This window comes from Aeromonas lusitana (assembly GCF_002812985.1).
Taxonomy (GTDB): domain Bacteria; phylum Pseudomonadota; class Gammaproteobacteria; order Enterobacterales; family Aeromonadaceae; genus Aeromonas; species Aeromonas lusitana.
The window spans coordinates 47,810-69,041 of record NZ_PGCP01000005.1 but is presented as its reverse complement, the minus strand read 5'-3'; the positions used below and the strand labels follow the sequence as shown (position 1 = coordinate 69,041).

General features: G+C 58.8%; 24 protein-coding genes, 1 tRNA gene, 1 other RNA gene and 1 riboswitch. Of the genes, 19 read left to right on the top strand and 7 right to left on the bottom strand.

Annotation, left to right across the window (positions count from 1 at the left end):
- Positions 1-41: 41 nt before the first annotated feature.
- On the bottom strand, positions 42-1,256 hold the full coding sequence (locus CUC44_RS05195; protein ID WP_100858923.1) for an MFS transporter: 1,215 nt from the start codon (positions 1,254-1,256) through the stop codon (positions 42-44).
- Positions 1,257-1,372: 116 nt separating this feature from the next.
- Between CUC44_RS05195 and CUC44_RS05190 the strand changes: the two genes are divergently transcribed.
- Complete coding sequence (locus CUC44_RS05190) at positions 1,373-2,245, top strand: LysR family transcriptional regulator (protein WP_100858922.1); 873 nt, start codon at positions 1,373-1,375, stop codon at positions 2,243-2,245.
- Positions 2,246-2,334: 89 nt separating this feature from the next.
- On the opposite strand, the gene ribA is transcribed toward CUC44_RS05190, so the two are convergent.
- The gene (gene ribA / locus CUC44_RS05185; protein ID WP_100858921.1) at positions 2,335-2,928 is read right to left on the bottom strand and encodes a GTP cyclohydrolase II; all 594 of its coding nucleotides are present in this window, start codon (positions 2,926-2,928) and stop codon (positions 2,335-2,337) included.
- A gap of 260 nt (positions 2,929-3,188) precedes the next feature.
- On the opposite strand from ribA, the gene cmk reads away from it, so the two are divergent.
- The 6 genes from cmk (at position 3,189) to pyrF (ending at position 8,443) form a co-directional block, all read left to right on the top strand.
- Positions 3,189-3,881, top strand: a complete 693-nt coding sequence (cmk, locus tag CUC44_RS05180; RefSeq protein WP_100858920.1) for a (d)CMP kinase — start codon at positions 3,189-3,191, stop codon at positions 3,879-3,881.
- Between the two features lie 93 nt (positions 3,882-3,974).
- Positions 3,975-5,645, top strand: a complete 1,671-nt coding sequence (gene rpsA, locus CUC44_RS05175) for a 30S ribosomal protein S1 (protein ID WP_005327816.1) — start codon at positions 3,975-3,977, stop codon at positions 5,643-5,645.
- Between the two features lie 92 nt (positions 5,646-5,737).
- Complete coding sequence (ihfB, locus tag CUC44_RS05170; RefSeq protein ID WP_005299934.1) at positions 5,738-6,022, top strand: integration host factor subunit beta; 285 nt, start codon at positions 5,738-5,740, stop codon at positions 6,020-6,022.
- Between the two features lie 156 nt (positions 6,023-6,178).
- Complete coding sequence (locus tag CUC44_RS05165; protein ID WP_042016623.1) at positions 6,179-6,463, top strand: LapA family protein; 285 nt, start codon at positions 6,179-6,181, stop codon at positions 6,461-6,463.
- Positions 6,464-6,472: 9 nt separating this feature from the next.
- Positions 6,473-7,639, top strand: a complete 1,167-nt coding sequence (gene lapB / locus CUC44_RS05160) for a lipopolysaccharide assembly protein LapB (protein ID WP_100858919.1) — start codon at positions 6,473-6,475, stop codon at positions 7,637-7,639.
- 108 nt (positions 7,640-7,747) lie between these two features.
- Entirely contained in the window at positions 7,748-8,443 is a 696-nt protein-coding gene (pyrF, locus tag CUC44_RS05155) for an orotidine-5'-phosphate decarboxylase (protein WP_100858918.1), read from the top strand.
- A 111-nt stretch (positions 8,444-8,554) separates the two neighbouring features.
- Here the strand turns inward: pyrF and rrtA are convergent, their stop codons facing one another.
- Positions 8,555-9,133: a rhombosortase gene (gene rrtA, locus CUC44_RS05150; protein ID WP_244166714.1), complete on the bottom strand. Its 579-nt coding sequence runs from the start codon at positions 9,131-9,133 to the stop codon at positions 8,555-8,557.
- Here rrtA and CUC44_RS05145 point away from each other — a divergent pair.
- The 5 genes from CUC44_RS05145 (at position 9,099) to CUC44_RS05125 (ending at position 12,045) form a co-directional block, all read left to right on the top strand.
- On the top strand, positions 9,099-9,758 hold the full coding sequence (locus tag CUC44_RS05145) for a tRNA-uridine aminocarboxypropyltransferase (RefSeq protein WP_208621028.1): 660 nt from the start codon (positions 9,099-9,101) through the stop codon (positions 9,756-9,758). The two genes, rrtA and CUC44_RS05145, sit on opposite strands and share 35 nt — an antisense overlap.
- A gap of 78 nt (positions 9,759-9,836) precedes the next feature.
- Entirely contained in the window at positions 9,837-10,526 is a 690-nt protein-coding gene (queC, locus tag CUC44_RS05140; protein WP_100859120.1) for a 7-cyano-7-deazaguanine synthase QueC, read from the top strand.
- Between the two features lie 55 nt (positions 10,527-10,581).
- Positions 10,582-11,253, top strand: coding sequence for a 7-carboxy-7-deazaguanine synthase QueE (gene queE / locus CUC44_RS05135; protein WP_167388786.1), 672 nt, complete (start codon positions 10,582-10,584; stop codon positions 11,251-11,253).
- 1 nt (position 11,254) lies between these two features.
- Positions 11,255-11,485: a DUF3820 family protein gene (locus CUC44_RS05130; RefSeq protein WP_100858915.1), complete on the top strand. Its 231-nt coding sequence runs from the start codon at positions 11,255-11,257 to the stop codon at positions 11,483-11,485.
- Positions 11,482-12,045, top strand: coding sequence for a cob(I)yrinic acid a,c-diamide adenosyltransferase (locus CUC44_RS05125; protein WP_100858914.1), 564 nt, complete (start codon positions 11,482-11,484; stop codon positions 12,043-12,045). The genes CUC44_RS05130 and CUC44_RS05125 overlap by 4 nt, the downstream gene beginning before the upstream one ends.
- A 69-nt stretch (positions 12,046-12,114) precedes the next feature.
- On the opposite strand, the gene CUC44_RS05120 is transcribed toward CUC44_RS05125, so the two are convergent.
- Entirely contained in the window at positions 12,115-12,522 is a 408-nt protein-coding gene (locus CUC44_RS05120; protein WP_100858913.1) for an H-NS family histone-like protein, read from the bottom strand.
- 320 nt (positions 12,523-12,842) lie between these two features.
- Positions 12,843-13,014: riboswitch (Lysine riboswitch) on the top strand.
- A gap of 86 nt (positions 13,015-13,100) precedes the next feature.
- On the opposite strand from CUC44_RS05120, the gene CUC44_RS05115 reads away from it, so the two are divergent.
- Both CUC44_RS05115 and CUC44_RS05110 read left to right on the top strand, forming a co-directional pair.
- Positions 13,101-14,681, top strand: a complete 1,581-nt coding sequence (locus CUC44_RS05115; protein ID WP_100858912.1) for a Na+/H+ antiporter NhaC family protein — start codon at positions 13,101-13,103, stop codon at positions 14,679-14,681.
- Positions 14,682-14,781: 100 nt separating this feature from the next.
- On the top strand, positions 14,782-15,363 hold the full coding sequence (locus CUC44_RS05110) for a thymidine kinase (RefSeq protein ID WP_100858911.1): 582 nt from the start codon (positions 14,782-14,784) through the stop codon (positions 15,361-15,363).
- A gap of 83 nt (positions 15,364-15,446) precedes the next feature.
- Here the strand turns inward: CUC44_RS05110 and CUC44_RS05105 are convergent, their stop codons facing one another.
- Positions 15,447-16,784, bottom strand: a complete 1,338-nt coding sequence (locus tag CUC44_RS05105; RefSeq protein ID WP_100858910.1) for a flavohemoglobin expression-modulating QEGLA motif protein — start codon at positions 16,782-16,784, stop codon at positions 15,447-15,449.
- Between the two features lie 158 nt (positions 16,785-16,942).
- Between CUC44_RS05105 and CUC44_RS05100 the strand changes: the two genes are divergently transcribed.
- From CUC44_RS05100 to CUC44_RS05080, 5 genes are all read left to right on the top strand, one after another.
- The gene (locus tag CUC44_RS05100) at positions 16,943-17,398 is read left to right on the top strand and encodes a type III secretion system chaperone family protein (protein ID WP_208621027.1); all 456 of its coding nucleotides are present in this window, start codon (positions 16,943-16,945) and stop codon (positions 17,396-17,398) included.
- A gap of 145 nt (positions 17,399-17,543) precedes the next feature.
- Positions 17,544-17,631: transfer RNA gene (locus CUC44_RS05095), tRNA-Ser, on the top strand.
- A 221-nt stretch (positions 17,632-17,852) separates the two neighbouring features.
- Positions 17,853-17,981: non-coding RNA, RtT sRNA (locus CUC44_RS05090), on the top strand.
- Positions 17,982-18,221: 240 nt separating this feature from the next.
- Positions 18,222-18,812 carry a hypothetical protein gene (locus tag CUC44_RS05085; RefSeq protein ID WP_157812745.1) on the top strand — a complete coding sequence of 197 codons (591 nt, stop codon included), beginning with the start codon at positions 18,222-18,224 and terminating at the stop codon, positions 18,810-18,812.
- Between the two features lie 63 nt (positions 18,813-18,875).
- Positions 18,876-19,238, top strand: coding sequence for a hypothetical protein (locus CUC44_RS05080; protein ID WP_100858908.1), 363 nt, complete (start codon positions 18,876-18,878; stop codon positions 19,236-19,238).
- Between the two features lie 215 nt (positions 19,239-19,453).
- Here the strand turns inward: CUC44_RS05080 and CUC44_RS05075 are convergent, their stop codons facing one another.
- Both CUC44_RS05075 and CUC44_RS05070 read right to left on the bottom strand, forming a co-directional pair.
- A complete protein-coding gene (locus CUC44_RS05075; protein ID WP_100858907.1) occupies positions 19,454-19,969 on the bottom strand; it encodes a phosphoribosyltransferase in 516 nt (171 codons plus the stop codon).
- Positions 19,970-19,999: 30 nt separating this feature from the next.
- Positions 20,000-21,154 (bottom strand): MFS transporter, encoded by a 1,155-nt coding sequence (locus CUC44_RS05070; protein ID WP_100858906.1) that lies wholly within the window; start codon positions 21,152-21,154, stop codon positions 20,000-20,002.
- Positions 21,155-21,232: the final 78 nt, after the last annotated feature.

Genomic DNA, 21,232 nt, shown 5'->3' with positions numbered 1-21,232 from the left:
TGCGGTTGAGCTGAGCCCGCCTATCGGTGCGGCCCGCGCGATCAGGACGACGAGTGACAGGAGAGGGGACGCGCAGAGCGTCCCTTCAGCTGTCCGAGCCAGAGACTGAGCGCTGCGGTGGCGCAGAGTACCAGCTCGATGCCGAGCACCAGACCCCCAAGCCCTCCGCGCTCCCAGAAGGGGTGCAGATACAGACCCCCCAGACTGGCCCCCAGATAGTAACCCACCAGGTAGAGCGACGAGGCCAAAGCCCGGTTGTGCTCCACGTGCTGGCCCACCCAGGCGCTGGCACAGGCGTGGGCGAGGAAGAAACCAAAGCTCGAGATAAGCAGACCGATGAGGATGGCGGTGATGGAGCCTTGCAATAGCGCCAGGCTGCCCATGGCCATCAGCAGGATGCCGGCGAGCAGCAGCCGCTGGGCCCCCCAGCGATTGGCGCAGCGCCCGCTTAAAGAAGAGGCAACGGTGCCGGTGAGGTAGGTCAGAAACAGCATGCCGAGCCACTGGGTCGGCAGGGAGAAGGGGGGCTCGGCCAGCAGGAAGGTGAGGTAGCTGTACTGATTCAGAAACACCATGAAGTTGAGGCCGCCGATGAGGTAGGCACCCACCAGCAGCGGATTGCTGAGGTGGCTCGCGATGGCGCGGCGCAGCTGGCCGGGTTCGGCCACCACGGCCACGAAGCGGGTCTGGGCCGGCAGCAGCCAGATGACCAGCGGCAGCAGGGCCAGGCTGATGAGGCCGATGCCAATAAACGTGTGTTGCCAATCCCCGAACCAGCCCGCCAAGAGGCCACCGACCACCCGACCGGCGATGCCACCGAGGGAGTTGGCGGCGATGTAGACTCCGACCGCGGAGAGCAGGGCGCGCTTGCTGAACTCCTCGCCCATGTAGGCGATGGCGGTGGCGGGCAGGCCTGCCAGCAAGACGCCCTGCAGGATGCGCAGCATCACCAGTTGATCGAACTGGCTGATGAGCGGGATGCACAGGGAGAGCAGGATGGCGCCGGTCAGGCTCCATAGCATGATCCGGCGGCGGCCGAAGCGATCCGCCAGCCGGGCGCAGATCAGCAGGGAGGCGGCGAGCCCGGCGGTGCAACCCGCCAGGGTCCAGCCCGCCGACAAGGAGCTGACGGAGAAGACCTGCGCCAGCAGGGGCAGCAGGGGGTGAGTCTGGTAGAGGTTGAGAAACACCAGGAAGGAGCCCAGGCTCAGGGCCAGGGTGGCGCGCATCCACTCGCGGCTGCCAACTTCGATCATATGCGGTTGTCCTGACTGCTTTTTTGCAGCGATATCTGGGAGATAACCGCAGACTAGTGCGCCGCTTGATATAAATATAATATATTTATGTTATCAGTCTGATAAATGGAATTGATGTGGATCTGAAACAGCTCAGTTATTTGCTCGCGGTGCGGGACGCCGGCTCCTTCACCAAGGCCGCCAACGGGCTGCACGTGGCGCAGCCCGCGGTCAGCATGGCCATCGCCAAGCTGGAGAGCCAACTCGAGCTGCGTCTGTTCGACCGCCAGGATCGCAACGTGCGCCTCACCCCGGAGGGGGAGGTGCTCTGTCGCCACGCCGAGCGCCTGCTGCTGCAGATGCACCAGGCCGAGGCGGAGATGGCGGAGCTCAAGGGGCTGGAGCGGGGAGAGGTGCGCATCGGCATCCCCTACATGATGGGCTCCTACTACTTCCCCCCCATCCTGATGGCGTTCAAGCATCGCTATCCCGGTCTCAAGATCCGGGTGGAGGAGGCGGGCAGCCGGGAGCTGCTCAGCCGCATGCTGGACGGCAGTCTGGACTTGGCCATCCTCATCACAGGCGATCTGCCGCCGGCGCTGGAGGGTGCCCAGCTGCTGCGCGAAGAGATGCTGATGGTGGTGGGGGAGGAGCATCCCCTGCGCCAGGCCAGCGCAGTGACATTGCCGCAATTTTTCAGCCAGGAGCTCGCCATGTTCAGGCGCGGTTTTTATCACCGCGAGCACATGGAGGCGCTGGCCCAGGGGCTCGGGCTCGATCCCAATATCGGCTTCGAGAGCAACCTCATCCCCTTGCTCAAGGCCGTGGTGCGCCAAGGGTTTGCCGTGACCACCTTCCTGCGCATGGTGCTGGACGACGAGACGGCCCTGACCGGCGTGCCCTTTGAGCCGCCCATCTTCCTCGACCTCTGCGTGGCCTGGCGACGAGGGGATCCCCTCTCCATGGCCAACCGGGCACTGAGAGATTTTCTGCTGTCACAGGCAAGATAGGTAGTGTGACGTCTCGTAAAATGTGATTCTCACAAATAAAAACGCCTCCCGATGGGAGGCGTTTTACCAGGGTCGACAGATCAGAAACACTATTTCTTGAACAGGTGATCCAGCTTGTTCGCCTTGGTGGAGAGGTAGAACTCGTTGTGGGGATTGCGCCCCTCCTGCAGGGGAACCCGCTCCGCCACGGGAATGCCGAAGCTCTCCATGGCCTTGAGTTTACGCGGGTTGTTGGTCATCAACTTGAGGCTCTTGACCTCCAAGGCTTTGAGCATGTCGGCGCAGATGGTGTAATCGCGCATGTCGGCGGCAAAGCCCAGCGCCACGTTGGCCTCGACCGTGTCGGCACCCTGATCCTGCAGGTGATAGGCCCGGATCTTGTTGAGCAGGCCGATGCCGCGCCCTTCCTGGCGCACATACAACAAGACGCCACGGCCGGCCTTGGCGATGTTCTGCATGGCCGCCTGCAGCTGGAAGCCGCAGTCGCAACGCAGGCTGAACAGGGCATCCCCGGTCAGACACTCGGAATGAATACGTCCCAGCACGGGTTCACCGTCCGCGATATCGCCCATCACCAGCGCGGCGTGATCCTTGCCTGTGCCGGTTTCCTGAAAGCCCACCAGCGTGAAGGTACCCCAGGGGGTCGGCAACTTGGATTTGGCTACGAGAGTAATGCTGCTCATAGGGTTGCTCCTGACTACAGCTGCTTAAAAAGGGCGGACAGTTTAGCGCGCCTCATCCATAACAACCATAAGAACAAAATCTTGCGGTGACGAGTGGTTTGGCCAAATGGTCAGAATAGGCGCAATCGCGACGACTTCTGCGCAAATGTGCAGTCGGATAACTGCAAGGCGGCGCGCATTTGGGTATAATCGGCGCCCATTACCCCATCCCGCCAGGGATGCGTGCAACCCAGCTACACAGAGTGCGCAGGAGAAAAATTATGCCTCAGATGGCCCCCGTGATGACAATCGATGGCCCAAGCGGTGCCGGTAAAGGCACCCTGTGCCAGCTGCTGGCCGAGAAGCTGGGCTGGCACCTGCTCGACTCCGGCGCCATCTATCGAGTACTGGCCCTGGCCGCCCTGCACCACGACGTGGAGCTCGACGCCGAAGCGGCCTTGGTGCCACTTGCCGCCAATCTGGACGTGCAGTTCCAGGTCGAGGGCGAGCAGGTCAAGGTGGTGCTGGAAGGGGAGGATGTCTCCCGCACCATCCGCTCCCAGGAAGTGAGCGACGCCGCCAGCAAGATTGCCGTCTTCCCCCGGGTGCGCGAAGCCCTGCTGCGCCGCCAGCGTGCCTTCCGTCAGCGGCCTGGCCTTATTGCCGACGGCCGCGACATGGGTACCGTGGTTTTCCCCGAGGCCGAAGTGAAGATTTTCCTCGACGCCAGCGCCGAGGAGCGGGCACAGCGCCGCTATAAGCAGTTGCAAGATAAGGGCTTTGATGTTAACTTTGAGCGTCTTTTAACCGAGATTCGGGAACGTGACGATCGCGATAGAAATCGCGCCGTTGCCCCCCTGAAACCCGCTGAAGATGCTCTTGTGGTAGACTCAACGTCTATGACCATAGACGAAGTGCTGGTAACAGTACTCGCCTATGCAGAGCAACAACTTGGTGATGTTAGCGCGAGCTGATGTCAGTCGTCTGCACCATGGATGGCGCAGATAATTTAAAACAACCCCGCTTGTGCCGGATTGCGAGTGGATGTTTCATTTGTGACACAAACAATGATCGAATCTTTTGCTCAACTCTTTGAAGAGTCCCTGAACGCCGTTGAAACCCGTCAAGGTTCCATCGTCAAGGGTACCGTCGTTGCTATCGAGAACGGTTTTGTACTGGTTGACGCCGGTCTGAAATCCGAGTCTGCCATTCCTGCTGAAGAATTCAAGAACGCCCTGGGCGAGCTGGAAATCAATGTAGGCGACACCGTTGACGTGGCTCTGGACTCTATCGAAGATGGTTTCGGCGAAACCAAGCTGTCCCGCGAAAAAGCCAAGCGCCACGAAGCCTGGCTGCAGCTTGAGAAGGCTTACGAAGAGCAAGCTACCGTTATCGGTATCATCAACGGCAAGGTCAAGGGTGGTTTCACCGTTGAGCTGAACGGCATCCGTGCCTTCCTGCCGGGTTCCCTGGTTGACGTGCGTCCGATCCGTGACACCGCTCACCTGGAAAACAAAGAACTCGAGTTCAAAGTCATCAAGCTGGACCAGAAGCGCAACAACGTTGTTGTTTCCCGCCGTGCCGTGATCGAAACCGAGAACACCTCCGAGCGCGAAAGCCTGCTGGCCAACCTGCAAGAAGGTCAAGAAGTTAAGGGTATCGTCAAGAACCTGACCGACTACGGTGCATTCGTAGATCTGGGCGGTGTTGACGGCCTGCTGCACATCACCGACATGGCGTGGAAGCGCGTTAAGCATCCTTCCGAAATCGTCAACGTTGGCGACGAAATCGCTGTCAAGGTTCTGAAGTTCGACCGCGAGCGTACCCGTGTATCCCTGGGTCTGAAGCAGCTGGGCGAAGATCCCTGGGTTGCTATCGCCAAGCGTTACCCGGAGACCACCCGTCTGTCTGGCCGCGTGACCAACCTGACCGACTACGGCTGCTTCGTTGAAATCGAAGAAGGCGTTGAAGGCCTGGTACACGTATCCGAGATGGATTGGACCAACAAGAACATCCACCCGTCCAAGGTTGTTAACGTTGGCGACGTGGTTGACGTGATGGTTCTGGACATCGACGAAGAGCGTCGTCGTATCTCCCTGGGTCTGAAGCAGTGCAAATCCAACCCGTGGCAGCTGTTTGCCGAAACTCACGCCAAGGGCGACCGTGTTTCCGGCAAGATCAAGTCCATCACTGACTTCGGTATCTTCATCGGTCTGGATGGCGGCATCGACGGCCTGGTTCACCTGTCTGACATCTCCTGGAACAACCAGGGCGAAGAAGCCGTGCGTGAATTCAAGAAGGGCGACGAGATCGAAGCCGTTGTTCTGCAAGTGGACCCGGAGCGTGAGCGCATCTCCCTGGGCGTCAAGCAGATCGAAGAAGACCCGTTCAACAAGTACCTGTCTGACAACAAGAAAGGTGCTATCGTGAAGGGTAAGGTTACCGAGGTTGATGCCAAGGGTGCCGTGATCGAACTGGCTGACGGCGTGGAAGGCTACCTGCGTGCCTCCGATGCTGCTCGTGACCGTGTAGAAGACGCGACTCTGGTTCTGTCTGTCGGTGACGAAGTTGAAGCTAAATTCATGGGCGTTGATCGTAAGAACCGCACCGTAAGCCTGTCTGTCCGTGCTAAGGACGAGGCTGATGAGCGTGTTGCTATCGATAGCCTGAACCAACAAGAAGAAGTTGTGTTCAGCAATGCTATGATGGAAGCATTCAAAGCCGCCAAGGGTGAGTAATCCTTGATGCAAGAAAAGGGCGGCGTTACGCCGCCCTTTTTTATCTTGGCATAATGAAAATTGCATGTGATCGGGGAAGGAGATTTAACCTTATGACCAAATCAGATCTCATCGAACAATTGGCTGCCAGCCGCATGCATATGCCGGCCAAAGATGTCGAAGCCGCCATCAAGGAGATCCTTGAACAGATGGCATCGACCTTGCAAAACGGCGACCGGATTGAAATCCGCGGATTTGGAAGTTTTTCACTGCACTATCGTGCCCCCCGTGTGGGTCGCAACCCCAAAACCGGGGACAAGGTTGAACTGACTGGGAAATATGTCCCGCATTTCAAGCCTGGTAAAGAGTTACGCGAACGCGTCAACATCATCGAATAATGCAGAAAACGGCATACCTGGGTATGCCTTTTTTATTTTTGCGACATTAGCGCGGCTAATTGTCGGGTTTCTCGCACTCTTTTCCCATTCGCTCTAGAGTCTGCCGGCGATTTTAAGGATAATCAGTATCTCATTAGCTACAGACAGGGAGCTCTCATGAAGCGTATCTTGGCCCTCATTCCATTGGTGCTGGTGTTTGTACTGACCCTCGCCATCGGTTCGCAAAATGGTCAGCTGGTGCAGTTCAACTATCTGATTGCCCAAGGCGAATTCTCACTCTCCATGTTGCTTGGCTTCTTCTTCGCCGGTGGCTTCCTGCTGGGCTGGCTGGTATTCGGCCTCTTGTTCCTGCGTCTCAAGTTGCAAAATCGCACCCTCAATCGCACCATGCGTCGTCAATCCCGCGAGTTGGAGCTGGCTCGGTCAACAGCCAAGGAATAACGTCCCTCCATGCTTGAACTGCTTTTCCTGCTGTTACCGATTGCCGCTGGCTATGGCTGGTACATGGGACGCAGGAGTGTTCGCCAGGACACCCAGCAACAGAGTAACCAGTTTTCCCGCCAGTATGTGGCGGGCCTCAACTATTTGCTGTCCGACGAGTCGGACAAGGCGGTGGATCTCTTCATCCAGCTGCTGGAAGTGGACAGCGAAACCATCGAAACCCACCTCTCTCTTGGCAACCTGTTCCGCCAGCGTGGCGAGGTTGACCGCGCCATCAAGATCCACCAGAACCTGGTCGCCCGCCAGCTGACCCGGGAGCAGCGTCAGCTTGCCCTGCAGGAGCTGGCCCGTGACTTCCTCGCCGCCGGCCTGCTGGACAGGGCCGAAGCCATCTGGAATGAGCTGTGCGAGGACAGCGATTTTGAAGAGACGGCGCTGGCCCAGCTGCTGGTCATCCATCAGCAGTTACGTGACTGGGACAAGGCCATCGACGTCGCTGTGCGGCTGCAGAAGTTCCAGGGCAAGAAGCTGGCCGAGCCCATCTCTCACTTCTATTGCGAACAGGCGGAAAGCGCCTTGCGTGACGGCGACAAGCCAGCGGGTCGTGCTAGGTTGAAAAAGGCGCTCGGCGTCAATGCCGCCTGTGCCCGCGCCAGCCTGCGTCTGGCAGATCTCGCGATGGAGGAGGGCAAGTTTGAGGACGCCAGCAAGGAGCTGTTGCGGGTGTTCGAGCAGGACATGGATTTTGCCTCCGAGGCCATGCCCAAACTGCTTGCTTGCTACCAGCAGATGGGGCGTAGCCAGGAGTTAATCCCGTTACTTGAAAAAGCGGTGGAAGATCATGCTGGTGTCAGCGTGACCCTGGCCTTGGCCAACCTGGTGGAGGCCCGCGATGGCCTGAGTCAGGCCCGCGCCCTGGTGCTGCGTCAATTGCGCCGCCACCCCTCCATGAAGGGTTTCTACCAGTTGGTCGGCTTCCAGCTGGCGAGTGCTGAGGAAGGGCCCGCCAAGGAGAGTCTGGAGCTGCTGCAGCAGCTGGTCGGCGAGCAGATCAAGATCAAGTCGACCCACAAGTGTCGTCAGTGCGGTTTCGCCACCCATTCCCTGTTCTGGCAGTGTCCCTCCTGCCGCCAGTGGGGCTCCATCAAGCCCATTCGTGGGCTGGATGGGGAATAAGCCGATACCCAAGATGTCATAAGCCAGGCCAGCCGTGTGGCCATGGTGCCCTCAAACCGAGCCGGGGCGAATGCGCCGGGCGGTGAACAACCATCGATAGGAAGTGAGATGCTAGATCCCAAAGTACTGGTTGCGCTCGATTATCAGCACGAGGCGGATGCCTTGGCCTTCATCGAACAGATCTCCCCGGCCCAATGCCGCCTCAAGGTGGGCAAGGAGATGTTTACCCTGTTTGGCCCCCAGTTCGTGCGCCAGCTGGTGGCCAAGGGGTTCGATGTCTTTTTGGATCTGAAGTTTCACGACATTCCCAACACGGTCGCCAAGGCGGTTGCCGCCAGTGCCGAGCTCGGCGTCTGGATGGTGAACGTGCACGCCAGTGGCGGCGAGCGCATGATGCGGGCCGCCAAGGAGGCTCTCGTGCCCTATGGCGACAAGGCGCCGCTGCTGATCGCCGTGACTGTGCTGACCAGCATGGAGCAGTCTGACATGGCCCCCCTGGGCCTGAGTGCCACTCCGGCCGAGCAGGTGATCCGGCTGGCGACGCTGACCAAAGCCGCCGGGCTGAATGGGGTGGTCTGCTCCGCCGAGGAGGCGAGTGAGCTCAAAGCCTTGCTGGGCCGCGAGTTCAAGCTAATAACCCCGGGCATTCGCCCGACGGGTTCGGCCGCCGGGGATCAGCGCCGGGTGATGACACCGCGCGCGGCGGTGGAGGCGGGGGCCGACTACCTGGTGATAGGTCGTCCCATCACCCAGGCTGCCGATCCGGCCGCCATGCTCGCCAGCATCAACGCCGAGCTGAGCTGATAACCAGGCTGGTAATGAAAACGGGCCGGATCCTGGATCCGGCCCGTTTTGTTTCAGGCATGGTAATGATAGTGAAGAGTGGGATCCGCGCACCTTCAGGCAAGCGCGGGCTCACGACTTGATGGTCTGACTCCCCAGGCCAAGGGGGATCAGGCCGAGCAGGAGACCGGCTCCCGAGCCAATGAGATGGGATTCGATGTGTACGCGAGCGCCGATGAGCGTCGCCACCGGACTCTCCCCCGCGCTGTAAAAATCCAGCCCGAGCTTGATGGCGACCCCCAGCAACATCAACCAGCCAGAGTGGCGGCGATAGCGGATATCCTGCAGGGCGCCCCACACGAACAGCCCATGCAGGGCGCCGGACAGCCCCATGTACCACTGGGTCTGCGGGCACCACCACCAGATGCCGAGGCCAACGGCCGTGCAGAGCAGGAGCAGCACCAGGGGCAGGCGCCAAGCCGCCAGGTATTCACGAAACAGGCTGTAGAGCACCGCCAGCCCGCTCAGGTTGAGCAGCAGGTGCCATCCATTGGTGTGGGCCAGATTGCCTGTTATGATGCGCCACCCTTCACCCTGGGCGATCAGGGGGCGATCGAAGGAGAGCAGGTGATTCGGGACGGTAAAGAAGAGCAAGGCAGTGACGAGCGAAAACGTGATGACCCAGAACAGACCCGATTTTTCTGACAGCATGAAACAACCCAGCGACAAAGAGAGCCGATACTGTACACGCTGCACCCGAGCCCTCAAAGCCTGTCTGTGTGATTATATTCGGTGCGTCAGCCATCTTGCCCCGCTCCATATCCTGCAGCATCCCACCGAGGTCGGGCACCCCAAGGGGACGGCGGCCCTGCTGGCGGCCTCCCTTGCCAAGGCCAGTATCCATGTTGGGGAGACGTTCGAGGATGCACCCTGGCTCGATGCCTTGATGGCTTCTCCGACTGTGCGCTGCTACTTGCTCTGGCCGGATGAGAGCGCACTGACCTTGTCGCAGGTGCGCGCCCAGTGCGCGCCTCAGGCGGGGCAGGTACAACCCGATGTGCACTTTATCCTGCTCGATGGTACCTGGCGCAAGGCCTATCGCATGTTGCACAGCAACCCGGCCCTGCTGCGCTTGCCGAGGATCAAGCTCGGTGCCATCCCGGGGCAGTATTCCATTCGCAAGAAGCCGTTTCCCGAGGCGCTGTCGACCCTGGAGGCAGGCTACCATCTGTTATCCCAGTGGGAAGGGGATGAGGGACGCTTTGCCCCGCTGATGGATCTCTTTACCCATTTAAACCAGCAGTGGCACGACTTTGCCCAGGGTCGCCGTACCTGACATAGCGCAGTTAGCACTGCGTATTCAGAGCCCTGTAGTTAGAACCGCATATCCAGCATCAAGAGAGGAGTGAGCAAGGTGAAAAAAGCCGTCGTGGTATTCAGTGGTGGTCAGGACAGCACCACCTGCCTGGTGCAGGCACAGGCCAAGTATGGCGAAGTGCACGCCATCACCTTCGATTACGGTCAGCGTCATCGGGAAGAGATAGACACGGCCCGCCGTCTGGCCAAATCGTTTGGCATCAAAGCCCATAAGGTGATGGACGTGACCATGCTGGGGGAGCTCGCTGTCTCGGCCCTGACCCGGGACGAGATCCCGGTCAGCGGTGAGCTGCAAGACAACGGCCTGCCCAATACCTTCGTACCGGGTCGCAACATCCTGTTTCTGACCCTGGCTTCCATCTATGCCTATCAGGTCGGTGCCGACACAGTGATCACCGGGGTATGCGAGACCGATTTCTCCGGCTACCCGGATTGCCGTGACGAGTTCGTGAAAGCCCTCAATCAGGCGGTGTCGCTGGGGCTGGATCGTGGCATTCGCTTCGAGACGCCCCTGATGTGGCTCGACAAGGCCGAAACCTGGGCGCTGGCGGATCACTACGGTCATCTGGATACCGTGCGCCAGCAGACCCTCACCTGTTACAACGGCATTCAGGGGGACGGTTGTGGTACTTGCCCCGCCTGCGAGCTGCGCAGCCGTGGCCTGAATCAGTATCTGGCGGACAGGGTTGGCGTCATGGGGCGCCTGCACACGAAAACCGGATTGTGAGTCTTGCCACTGTTTGGGGTATAATCCGCGCCTTTTGCAACAAGTCGTGACCAGCATGCACTACCCAATCAACGAGATCTTCCAGACCATCCAGGGGGAGGGCGTCTTTACTGGCGTGCCCGCCATCTTCGTTCGCCTGCAAGGCTGCCCCGTGGGTTGCCCCTGGTGCGACACCCGCCATACCTGGGTGGTGGATCCGGCCCGTGAGGTGGGCAAGGGCGAGGTGCTCGATCGTTCCAACGAATCCGATGGCTGGAGCAAGATGAGCACGGCCGACATACTGGCGAGCTTTGAGACCCTGGGGTACAAGGCGCGCCACGTGGTCATCACGGGTGGCGAGCCCTGCCTCTACGATCTCACCGAGCTCTCTGGCGCCCTGCTGGCCTCGGGTTATCAGGTGCAGATCGAAACCAGCGGCACCAGCGAGATCCTGACCCATGAGCAGACCTGGGTCACAGTCTCGCCGAAAATTGGCATGAAGGGCGGCTTGCCCGTGCTGGTGTCGGCGCTGGAGCGGGCGAACGAGATCAAGCACCCGGTGGCGACCGAGCGTCACATCGAGGAGCTCGACGCCCTGCTGGAAACCGCCACATTGCGGGCTGATGTGATCGTTGCGCTGCAACCCATCAGCCAGAAACCGCGGGCCACCGAGCTCGCCATGGCGACCTGTATCGCCCGTAATTGGCGGCTTTCTATCCAGACCCACAAATATCTGAATATCGATTAAGATGGAGAGCCTCTCGGACGAGCGGGTATTGCTGACCCTGGCGGGCAAGATGCCCTACGGCAAATATCGGGGCTGGCGCATCATAGATATTCCTGAGCCCTATCTGGTGTGGATGGCCCGCAGCGGATTTCCCGCAGGCTCCCTTGGTCAGTCATTGGCGCTGGCATACGAGATAAAGCTCAATGGGCTTGAGTCCATTATTATTCCCATCATTAACAGGATGTCGGCATGAGAATATATACGCGGCAGGGCGACAAGGGGCTGACCCGGTTGGCCGATGGCAGTCAACTCGCCAAGGATGATATGCGGGTGGAGACTTATGGCGCCATCGACGAGCTTAATTCCCAGATAGGTCTGCTGATGGCGGAAATACCCGCGCAGGAGACGGGATTATTGGCCGAGTTGATTTTGTTGCAGCAAGAGCTGTTTGATTTGGGCGGCGAGCTGGCCTTTTCCAGCGAGGCGCAAAATACGGCGCTGTGGCAAGTCAATGAAGGCTGGACGCTACGACTCGAGCAACAAATAGATGCCTATAGCGCCCAATTGCCGGTATTGCGCAATTTCATCTTGCCGAGCGGTTCTAGGGCTGCGGCCCAGGCCCACGTGGTGCGCACCCTGACCCGCCGCTGCGAGCGATTGTTATTGGGATTGAGCCGCGCCGAGCAGGTCAATCCGGCCATACTGCCTTACTTAAACCGGCTGAGTGACTGGTTCTTCACGGTGGCGAGATACCTGCTGGTCTGCACCGGCACCCCGGAAGTGCTCTGGGTCAAGGCGGCCGATCGGGGCTGAGTGTGTTATTACACGGATAATAAAAAACCTCGCCGGTGCGAGGTTTTTTATTTGGCCAACGACGTGAAGTCAGATGGCAAAAGATTCCACGGATTTACCTTCGGCGACGGCCTTGGCAATGGTGGAGGGCATGCGACCCTGACCGGTCCAGGTTTTTTCCACGCCGTTGTCATCGAGGTAACGATATTTGGCGGGGCGGGGGGCACGCTTGCCTTTACCTGCCTTGGGTGCATCGACGGCGACAGTGCCAACCAATTCCGCAGGATCGATCCCGGCGGCCTTCAGCATTTCGGCATATTCGGCAATTTTCTTCTGATGCTCTTCACGGGCCTGACGCTCGGCAGATTCATCCTGCTGGCGTTCTGTGACGATGGCGGTGAATTTTTCCAGGCCTTCTTCCAATTGCTCCAGGGTCAATTCACGACAGGCTGCCCGCAGGCTCCGGATATTCAGCAGTACTTTCAAAAATTCGTTCATATTGGCTACCACGCGAGCAGAAATATTCAGGGATGGGATAGGCTTTCCGCTAATTTATAGGTGGCTTCCGCATCAAGTCAAGCACGCTGAATTAATTAATTCGACTTATAAATTAAGCTCGCGGCTATTTGCCGATAAGAGGCCCGTCTTATATTGGTATGACAGATTTCCATATGAGGTCTGGGTAGGTGAAAATATCGCCCACATTCGATTTATCGCACCATTTGACTACCTTTTCGTGCAGGATCGCCACACTCGCGTTGAATTTTAATCAAAAAACTTGCTATCACACCGTGCCTCGATAAAATGTGTCTCGAATACCTTTAAGTAGAGGCGCGCTGCCTATGAGTAACCGAGCGGAGGGTGATGCCTGCGATGCTCGGGGAAAGGAGTCGGCGCCGAAGTGACCAGGCCATCATACCGGGTTGCTGGTTCTGCATCGAACAGGTGCAGGACTGCCATAGTCATCCACTATGGAGCGCTACCTGAAGGGGCTGAGGAGTATTACCTCCCCATGGGTTTTGTTTCTTTATCCTCTCGGTAGATCTCCACCTGCTGTCTTTAGGTGCAAAGAGATCATGGAAATCGTTCACTACGCCGACTCCGGTTGGTCCGTCATTCCCCCTTTATTGGCCGTCGCCCTGGCGATCATCACCCGTCGCGTCCTGGTGTCGCTCGGAGTGGGTATCGTTGCCGGCAGCCTGCTGCTGAACCAGTTTTCACCCCTCGATTCCCTGCATTACATGCTGAACACAGTGCTCAAGATCTTCTGGGTCGACGGTGCATTGAATCGTGACAACGTGAACATGATCCTGTTCATGTTGCTGCTGGGTGGCCTCATCAGCCTGATGAGCGTTTCCGGCGCCACTCGCGCCTTCGCCGAGTGGGCCGCCAAGCGCGCCAAAACCCGCAAGGGGGCCAAGGCCCTCACCGGCATGATGGTGTTTGCCTTCTTCATCGATGACTTCTTCCACAGTCTGTCGGTGGGCGCCATCTGCCGTCCGGTCACCGATCGCTTCCAGATCTCCCGTGCCAAGCTGGCCTATCTGCTGGACTCCACCGCAGCTCCCGTCTGCGTGCTGATGCCCATCTCCTCCTGGGGCGCCTATATCATCGCCCTGGTGGGAGGCATAATGGCGGCTCACGGTCTGACCGAGCAGAGCCCCATCTCCGCCTTCGTCGAGATGATCCCCATGAACCTCTACGCCGTGTTCACCCTGATCATGGTGCTGGTGGTGATCGCGTTCCAGCTCGACATCGGCTCCATGCGTCAGCACGAGCAGTGGGCGCTGGAAGGCAAGCTGTGGGATGAGTCCAAGGGCCGCCCCATCGGTCTGGACATGGAGTCTCCGGAGGAGAGCAATGGCGGCATGATCGACATGGTGCTGCCGATCCTGACCCTGACCCTGGCCACCGTCTACTTCATGATTGACTCAGGTGCCGCCGTGCTGGAAGGCAAAGGCCTGCCGTTCAGCGTGCTCGGATCGTTCGAGAACACCAACGTCGGCTCCTCCCTGGTCTACGGTGCCCTGTGTAGCCTGGTGGTCTCCATTGGTCTCGCCATGCGCCTCAAGCTGGGTGCGCGCAATTGGATGAAGGCCGCTCCCCAGGGGATCATGGCCATGCTGCCGGCCATCAATATCCTGCTGTTCGCCTGGACTATCGGCGCCGTGGTGCGCGATGTGGAGACCGGCAAGTATCTGGCCTCCATGGCCAACGGCAACCTGCCCATCGAGGTGCTGCCGGCCGTGGTGTTCGTGCTCTCCTGCGCCATGGCGTTTGCCACCGGCACCAGCTGGGGCACCTTCGGCATCATGCTGCCGCTGGCCGGTGACATGGCTGCCGCCAGCGACATCAGCCTGATGTTGCCCATGCTGGCCGCCGTGCTGGCGGGTTCGGTATTCGGGGATCACAGCTCGCCCATCTCCAGCACCAGCATACTGTCGGCCACCGGCGCCGGTTGCCATCACATCGATCATGTGATGACCCAGCTGCCCTATGCGCTGGCCATCGCCTTCGGTGCCGCCCTCGGTTACCTGGTGATGGGGCTGATGCACTCCGTGCTGGCAGGCTTCACCGTCAGTGCCCTCTGGTTTGTCATCTTCTCCAGCTACCATCTGCGCAAGGCGCGGCTGGAGCGCACGCTGGCTATGGCATAAGCCAGGCCGCATAAATTAAACAAGGGGCCCACGGGCCCCTTGGTTTTGGCGGGGGCTTTGGTTAGCATGCGCCCCATAAATTCAGTTTCGGAACAGCATCATGGCTTCACTGCACTATAAATTCGCCACCATGAACTCGGGCAAGTCGACCCAGCTCATCCAGGCTCACTTCAACTATCTGGAGCGCGGCATGTATCCGCTGGCCATGACACCGGTCATCGACGATCGCTTCGGGGCCGGGGTGATCAGCGCCAGGGTAGGGCTGGAGCTGAAGGTGGAGGTGTTCAGTGACAGCTGTGATCTGTTCGAGATGGTCCAGGCCCGCCACGGCGAGAAGAAGATAGATGTGTTCATCGTCGACGAGGCCCAGTTCCTGACCCGGGAGCAGGTCTATCAGCTGGCGCGCATCGTCGATGAGCTGAAGATCCCGGTCATCGCCTACGGCCTTAAGACCGATTTTCGCGGCGAGTTGTTCCCGGGCTCCTACCATCTGCTCTGTTTGGCGGACAAGTTCGAGGAGCTCAAAAGCATCTGCTGGTGTGGCAACAAGGCGCACATGAACTCCCGGGTGAACGAGGCGGGGCAGGTGATGCGCGATGGCGAGCAGGTGGAGATAGGCGGCAACGATCGCTATGTGTCCCTGTGCCGCAAGCACTACCTGGATGGCCGGGCCTTCAAGTAACCGAATCCCATGATCGAAAAGGGCGCCGACAAGGCGCCCTTTTTATTGTCGATGGCTCGGCCTCATTGGCCAGAGCTACCGTCTTAGTCCAGCTCGATATCCACCGGCGCTATGATGGGGTCGGCCACCGGCAGGCGATGGAACAGCTGACGAAAATGCTGCTGTACCCGTCCTATGTCGACGAGGGACATGCCGGAGGCGAAGCCGAACCAGACGTATAGGCCGGTGAGATCCCGAAACATGGGGGGCAGGTAGCGGGGGGCGTCGATGAGCCCCTCCAAATAGTGCTGATAGAGCACGGGTATGTCGTCCAGGGTCACCTTGCCGACGAACAGCATGGGCAGGATCTCGGGTACCCCCTCCAGCACGGCGCTGCGGATGAAGTTGACCGTCTCCACATAGCCTTTCACGTAGGAGAGATCCTTGGTGAAACAGGCGCCCCCCTCGACCATGCCGCCACGGAACACCCGCTGGGTGATCTTGTAGGCGTCGTGCTCGCTGGTACCTTTCTCGACAAAGTGGCGGAACACCTCGATAAAATCGGCGCCGCGCTCCGCCATGTCGATGGCCATCACCCGATCCGAGATGCGCTTGGCCCGATCCGGAAAGGAGCTGAAGGTGAGCGTTTCGATGAGCACCGCCAGCCCCTCCTGGCAGGCGGTGATGCGCGGCGAGCCGGCGCCGAGCCAGGTGGCATAGGATTGCTGGCGGCCATTGAGCGTGGTGCCCACGTGCACCCAGCCCTCGTGTACCTCCAGCACCTGCAAGTCCAGCTCCGAGAAGCGGGCGTGGGAGCTCAGCTTGATGTAATCGCCGCCGGCGGCGGCGTCCGAGACGATGCCATCGCTGAGCTTGACCTGGATGGCGCCATCCTCGAAGTAGCTCGACAGCTTGCCCTGCAGCTTGGCCACCGCCGCTTCCCCTTCAAATTCCTTGGGGTAGGGGCGCACCAGGTGGCGGGCGCCGGGCAGGGAAAAGATGTCGCACAGGCGGGCGCCCAATTCTTTCAAGGTCTTGCGATCCCCGCGCAGGTGATCGCTCGCCGAGCCGTAGAGGATCTGGCTGTAGCGCTGAAACTCGGGCTGGCCGCGCTGGCGCAACATCTCGATGACCACCATGTACTGATCCACCGTCTCTTGCAGGATCCGCCCCAGATCGTCCTGGGGGCCGAGGCGACGCCTGATCCTGTCCCTCAGCTCCTTGAGCTCCAGGTACTTGTTGCGCGGATCGAAGTCCAGGGGGAGGGCGTGGTAGAAGTTCGCGTCTATGGCGGGCAGCTCGCGCCCCCCCTTGGCCAGAAACTCGGTCTGCAGGTGGCGGGGCCACTTGATGGCATCCAGGATACGAATGGGTTTTTGCAGGGCAAGCAATTCATCCGAGAGGGATTTGAGGTGCAGGCGATATTTTTCTTGGATGGTCATCGGGCCCCCTGTGGGGCGAGTGTTAGGCGAGAATGGCTGAGTATATGCATAGCGCTTGCCAAAAAGAAGCGAGACGCCGGCTTATCCGGCCTGCGCGCTTTTGGTTACCGGAAAATTGGTTTAGACTGCGCCCCTTGATCCTTATTGTGTTCGTGAAAATGATGAATATCCCCAGCTCTGAAATGATAATGCGTTGGCTGCAACAGGCTCGGATTGAGCACTATGTTTGCGATCAGTGCCACGGCATCCACATGGTGTCCCTGCAATCCGTCGAGGGTATCCAGGAGAGCCGGGTCTTCGTCGAAGAGGAAGGGCTGCTGTTTTCATCTGAGCTGGAGGTGCGCCCCTCGTCGCTGCTGCCGCTGATGGCCGAACTGGGCCGTCTCAATATGCAGTATCCGTCCCTCAAGGTGTTCCTCGACATCATAGATGACAACCTGCCGCGCCTCATCGTGGGTCATACCGTCTTCACCAAGGCCGGGCTCACCGTGGAGCAGTTCCTGCTGTTCATCGAGAGCACCACGGCGGCGACCCACGAAGTGGTCTCCGAATGCGAGCGACTGGGCTTCTTGAACCTGCCGGAAATCCAGGTTGCACCAGAGTCTGTTCACTGATCTGTGCGTTAAATGTGCGAACGGTTCATCTGCCTCAAAAAGCCGTTGACGGCGGCGGACCTTTACCCTAAATTACGCCCCGTTCCGGCGCGTTAGCGCAGTGAACCCGTGTTGGCTGAACACGTTAAACCACAGACCAAAATTTGGTGAGGTGTCCGAGTGGCTGAAGGAGCACGCCTGGAAAGTGTGTATACGGCAACGTATCGAGGGTTCGAATCCCTCCCTCACCGCCAAATAAAACAAAAGGGCCTGTCGCAAGACAGGCCCTTTTGTTTTATTCGATGATGGGCGGCTCGGTTTGGACCCTGGTTCGACAAGAGGGCAGGATAGTCCTTTTGGACAGCCGCAGGCTGAGCACAGAGCGAACGCCAGGGATGGTGTGAGTCAATCCCGACCCCGCCAAATTTAAAAGCCGACCTCAGGGTCGGCTTTTTGCTATCCAGCCGACATCTTCTCTGATGCCTTCGAGAGAGGGTGAGAACCCTCGCCGGGTTCGAGCAGAGCGGCTCGCCGCGATAAACGGCCGTAGGTCGCCCCGAAGGGGTGAGCCACGCAGTGGCGAATCATCTCTCCCTCACCGCCAAATGATAATCCCAAACAATTGAATTTATTTGGTTTTTCCTTTTTTTGTGATTTTCACTATACCATCCATTATGCGGTAATCCCCCCAGAAAAACTGGGTGGGCTGAGATGGTGCAGGGCATAACCCTCCCTGAGGCGACATAGTCTTCTCACCCATAACCAAGAAATGATGGGCTCTGCAGGTCGTAATGTCCCCTTGCAGCAGATGGCAGCTGGAAACATACACAGGGATCAATAAAGCATGACTATGGAAAATTTCGCATTACGCAAACAATGGCGAATGACGAAGGTGCGCTTTCAATCCACCTGGTTCTGGCGTGTGTTCGGTATCTGCGCCATGCAAAAGGGGTGGACCAAGTTTCTGGTGGCGGTAGCCATCATGGCTGGTTTCTGGAGCGTGGTTTTATACGTTGAATTGCTGAACCCCGCCCTGCCGCTGGAACAGTTGACGAAAAATGAGGGGGTGCTTGTGCAGGTTTATAAGCCCCTCCGTACTGCACATGACTCCGCGATCAGGATCCTGACGGACTCGGGAGAGGAAATAGCCTATCGAGGTAGTATCTATAACAAAGCAGCGTTGCTTGCCGCAAAAGGAAAACGGGTCACGGTCTGGAGTCAGCCTTATTACAGATTTTGGTGGCCCTTTTATTTCGAACAGGCGTGGCAGGTGCAGGAAGGTGAGCAGGTCTTGATAAGCTATGAAAATACGTACAAAGGCCTACTGCGTTATAGGTCAAGCGACGAATGGCTGGCCAAGCACTTGTTGATACTGACCATCCTCTCCTTAGCTATTGTGGCTCTGGTTTGCCACAAAGGTGTTCCCGCCAAGTAATCGTTCTGTTTCAATTCGTTATCGCCAGCAATGCCAATCAAATCAGTCATAGGGAGCGTGACCATGAGTAAACTGAATACACAAACCGTCAACACCGTTTCTGATGTCTTGTCCTTCCATGCCACGCCGGTGAGCATCGCCCAAAGTGTGGATGGTGCGACGCAGGGCCAAGTGATTGATACCTCCTTGGCTGCGGCCAACGCCGTGCAATCTTTTGGCGCCATCATCAGCAAAACCTTGGGAAATGCCGCGCCACCGCTGCTGGCCGCCAATCTGGTCAATGACGGTGCCCATATGTACTCCGATTACGATCTGCTGAAGGGTAAATATAGCGGTGAGCCACGCAGTGGCGAATCATCCTTCCCTCACCGCCAAATAAAACAAAAGGGCCTGTCGCAAGACAGGCCCTTTTGTTTTATCCGATGATGGGCGGCTCGGTTTGGGCCCAGGTTCGACAAGAGGGCAGGATAGCCCTCCTGGACCGCCGCAGGCTGAGTGCAGGGTGAGCGCCAGGGAGGGCGCGAGTCAATTCCGACCCGTGACCTCCCCGCCGTGAAATTGAAAAACCGACCTCAGGGTCGGTTTTTTGCTTTCTGGGTTTTATCAGCCTAGCCATACACAACCGTATTCCTGTCGCGCCGTTATCTCTTCAGCTTGGAGATAGTGGGGATGTTTCTGTACTTGTGCTCCCAGGGCAGCCCGTAGCCCACCAGCAGCTCATCCGTTGCCATCTCATAGGCATAAAATTGCTCGGCCGGAATATCGATGCGGCCCGGTTTCACAAACAGGGTCACGATAGAGAGGGAGCCTGGCGAGAAGGTTTGCAGATGCTCTACCAGCCGCTTCATGGTACTGCCCGATTCGATGGCATCGTCCATCAGGATGACGTCTTTGCCCTGGATGCCGATATTGTCGTGAAAGACGATGTGGGAGTCGTTGTGGCGCTCACCCGGGGTGTGGGGGCAGGAGATATAATCCATGGCGATATCAAACTCGAGCCGTCTGACCAGATCCGCCGTGAACAGCATGCCCCCCGGCACCACGGTTATCACCACCGCCTCCTTGAATCGCTCGTTGAGTCGCTTGGCGATCACCTCGACCCCCAGCTCTATATCCTGCGCATTCAGTACCACTTCGCCGAAAATAGGGTTTTTCATATCTCCTCCAGACAAATTGATGGCATTCATTCAAGCTGCCGGCGCCAGTCGCACTCGCTTGCTGAGCAAGAGGGCAAGCGCTACCAGCAAGACGACGCCGTAGAGCGCTGCCGGCAAGCCAGCTAGCTCGGCGCCAAAGCCGACGATGGCGGGGCCCGAGAGCACGCCGATATAACCCAGGCTGGAGACCGCCGTGATGGCCAGGGGGCCAGGCATGACATTCTGCTTGCCCGCGGCCGAGAACATGATGGGCACTATGTTCGAGCAGCCCACTCCGATGAGGGCATAGCCCAGCAGCACAGTTTGCCAATGGGGCAGCGACAGGCTGATGAGAAAGCCGCTGATGGCGATGAGTGACCCCAGTGTGACCACGGCTCTGGCCCCCAGGCGGGTGACGACGGCATCTCCCAGCAGGCGCCCCAGGGTCATCGCGATGGAGAAGCACACTATGCCCATGCCAGCGGCGCTGGCGGGAATGGCGCGGTACTCATTTAAGAAGATGCCGCTCCAGTCCAGCACTGTGCCTTCGGCCAGGAAGAAGACGAAGCAGACGATGCCGATGATAAAGACCGAGCCTCTTGGCATGGCAAAGTAGGGGCCGGAGTGTGAAACAACCTGGGTGCTGTATCCCGGGGTGCTCAAGATCAGCAGCGCCATGATCAAGGATGAGGTGATCCCGGTTGCCGCGAGGGGGGTGATGCCCGCGGTCAATAGCAGGGTCAGGACGAAGGCCCCCATCATGCCGCCCAGGCTGTAGAAGCCATGAAAGCCGGACATGAGCGGTTTGTTGGCTTCCTTTTCCACGGCGATGGCCTGAGTGTTCATGGTACAACCCGTGGTCCCTATGCTGATGCCATAGAGCACGAGCGTGATGGCCAATGCCGAGGGGGAGGTGGCCAGCACCAGCAGTGGCAACAGCAGGGCGATAGCAGAAACAGCGCCGATCAGCACCTTTTTACAGCCAAATCGACTGGTACAGATGCCGGAGACAGGCATGCCGATCAGGGCGCCGCACCCTAAGCAGAGCAGCATCAATCCCATGGCGCCGTCACTGAGCTGCACATTGAGCTTGATGAAGGGAATGCTCGACGCCCAGGCGGCGGTGGCAAATCCCGAGCAGAAGAAGGTGGCTCTGGTGGCCAGCCTGTCGATGTGCGGCAGCTTCATGGCCAGTGCGGACAACATGGTGACTCCTGAATAACTTGATAAACAGAGGGATACGCCCATTCACCGAGGTGATCGGCGAATGCGGCGAGTATCAAG

Bases quoted from the DNA above. Each gene is read 5' to 3' on its own strand.
- CUC44_RS05195 (WP_100858923.1), bottom strand. From the start codon at position 1,256: ATGATCGAAGTTGGCAGCCGCGAGTGGATGCGCGCCACCCTGGCCCTG.
- ribA (WP_100858921.1), bottom strand. From the start codon at position 2,928: ATGAGCAGCATTACTCTCGTAGCCAAATCCAAGTTGCCGACCCCCTGG.
- cmk (WP_100858920.1), top strand. From the start codon at position 3,189: ATGCCTCAGATGGCCCCCGTGATGACAATCGATGGCCCAAGCGGTGCC.
- rpsA (WP_005327816.1), top strand. From the start codon at position 3,975: ATGATCGAATCTTTTGCTCAACTCTTTGAAGAGTCCCTGAACGCCGTT.
- ihfB (WP_005299934.1), top strand. From the start codon at position 5,738: ATGACCAAATCAGATCTCATCGAACAATTGGCTGCCAGCCGCATGCAT.
- CUC44_RS05165 (WP_042016623.1), top strand. From the start codon at position 6,179: ATGAAGCGTATCTTGGCCCTCATTCCATTGGTGCTGGTGTTTGTACTG.
- lapB (WP_100858919.1), top strand. From the start codon at position 6,473: ATGCTTGAACTGCTTTTCCTGCTGTTACCGATTGCCGCTGGCTATGGC.
- pyrF (WP_100858918.1), top strand. From the start codon at position 7,748: ATGCTAGATCCCAAAGTACTGGTTGCGCTCGATTATCAGCACGAGGCG.
- CUC44_RS05145 (WP_208621028.1), top strand. From the start codon at position 9,099: ATGACCCAGAACAGACCCGATTTTTCTGACAGCATGAAACAACCCAGC.
- rrtA (WP_244166714.1), bottom strand. From the start codon at position 9,133: ATGCTGTCAGAAAAATCGGGTCTGTTCTGGGTCATCACGTTTTCGCTC.
- queE (WP_167388786.1), top strand. From the start codon at position 10,582: ATGCACTACCCAATCAACGAGATCTTCCAGACCATCCAGGGGGAGGGC.
- CUC44_RS05130 (WP_100858915.1), top strand. From the start codon at position 11,255: ATGGAGAGCCTCTCGGACGAGCGGGTATTGCTGACCCTGGCGGGCAAG.
- CUC44_RS05125 (WP_100858914.1), top strand. From the start codon at position 11,482: ATGAGAATATATACGCGGCAGGGCGACAAGGGGCTGACCCGGTTGGCC.
- CUC44_RS05120 (WP_100858913.1), bottom strand. From the start codon at position 12,522: ATGAACGAATTTTTGAAAGTACTGCTGAATATCCGGAGCCTGCGGGCA.
- CUC44_RS05115 (WP_100858912.1), top strand. From the start codon at position 13,101: ATGGAAATCGTTCACTACGCCGACTCCGGTTGGTCCGTCATTCCCCCT.
- CUC44_RS05110 (WP_100858911.1), top strand. From the start codon at position 14,782: ATGGCTTCACTGCACTATAAATTCGCCACCATGAACTCGGGCAAGTCG.
- CUC44_RS05105 (WP_100858910.1), bottom strand. From the start codon at position 16,784: ATGACCATCCAAGAAAAATATCGCCTGCACCTCAAATCCCTCTCGGAT.
- CUC44_RS05100 (WP_208621027.1), top strand. From the start codon at position 16,943: ATGATGAATATCCCCAGCTCTGAAATGATAATGCGTTGGCTGCAACAG.
- CUC44_RS05085 (WP_157812745.1), top strand. From the start codon at position 18,222: ATGACTATGGAAAATTTCGCATTACGCAAACAATGGCGAATGACGAAG.
- CUC44_RS05080 (WP_100858908.1), top strand. From the start codon at position 18,876: ATGAGTAAACTGAATACACAAACCGTCAACACCGTTTCTGATGTCTTG.
- CUC44_RS05075 (WP_100858907.1), bottom strand. From the start codon at position 19,969: ATGAAAAACCCTATTTTCGGCGAAGTGGTACTGAATGCGCAGGATATA.
- CUC44_RS05070 (WP_100858906.1), bottom strand. From the start codon at position 21,154: ATGTTGTCCGCACTGGCCATGAAGCTGCCGCACATCGACAGGCTGGCC.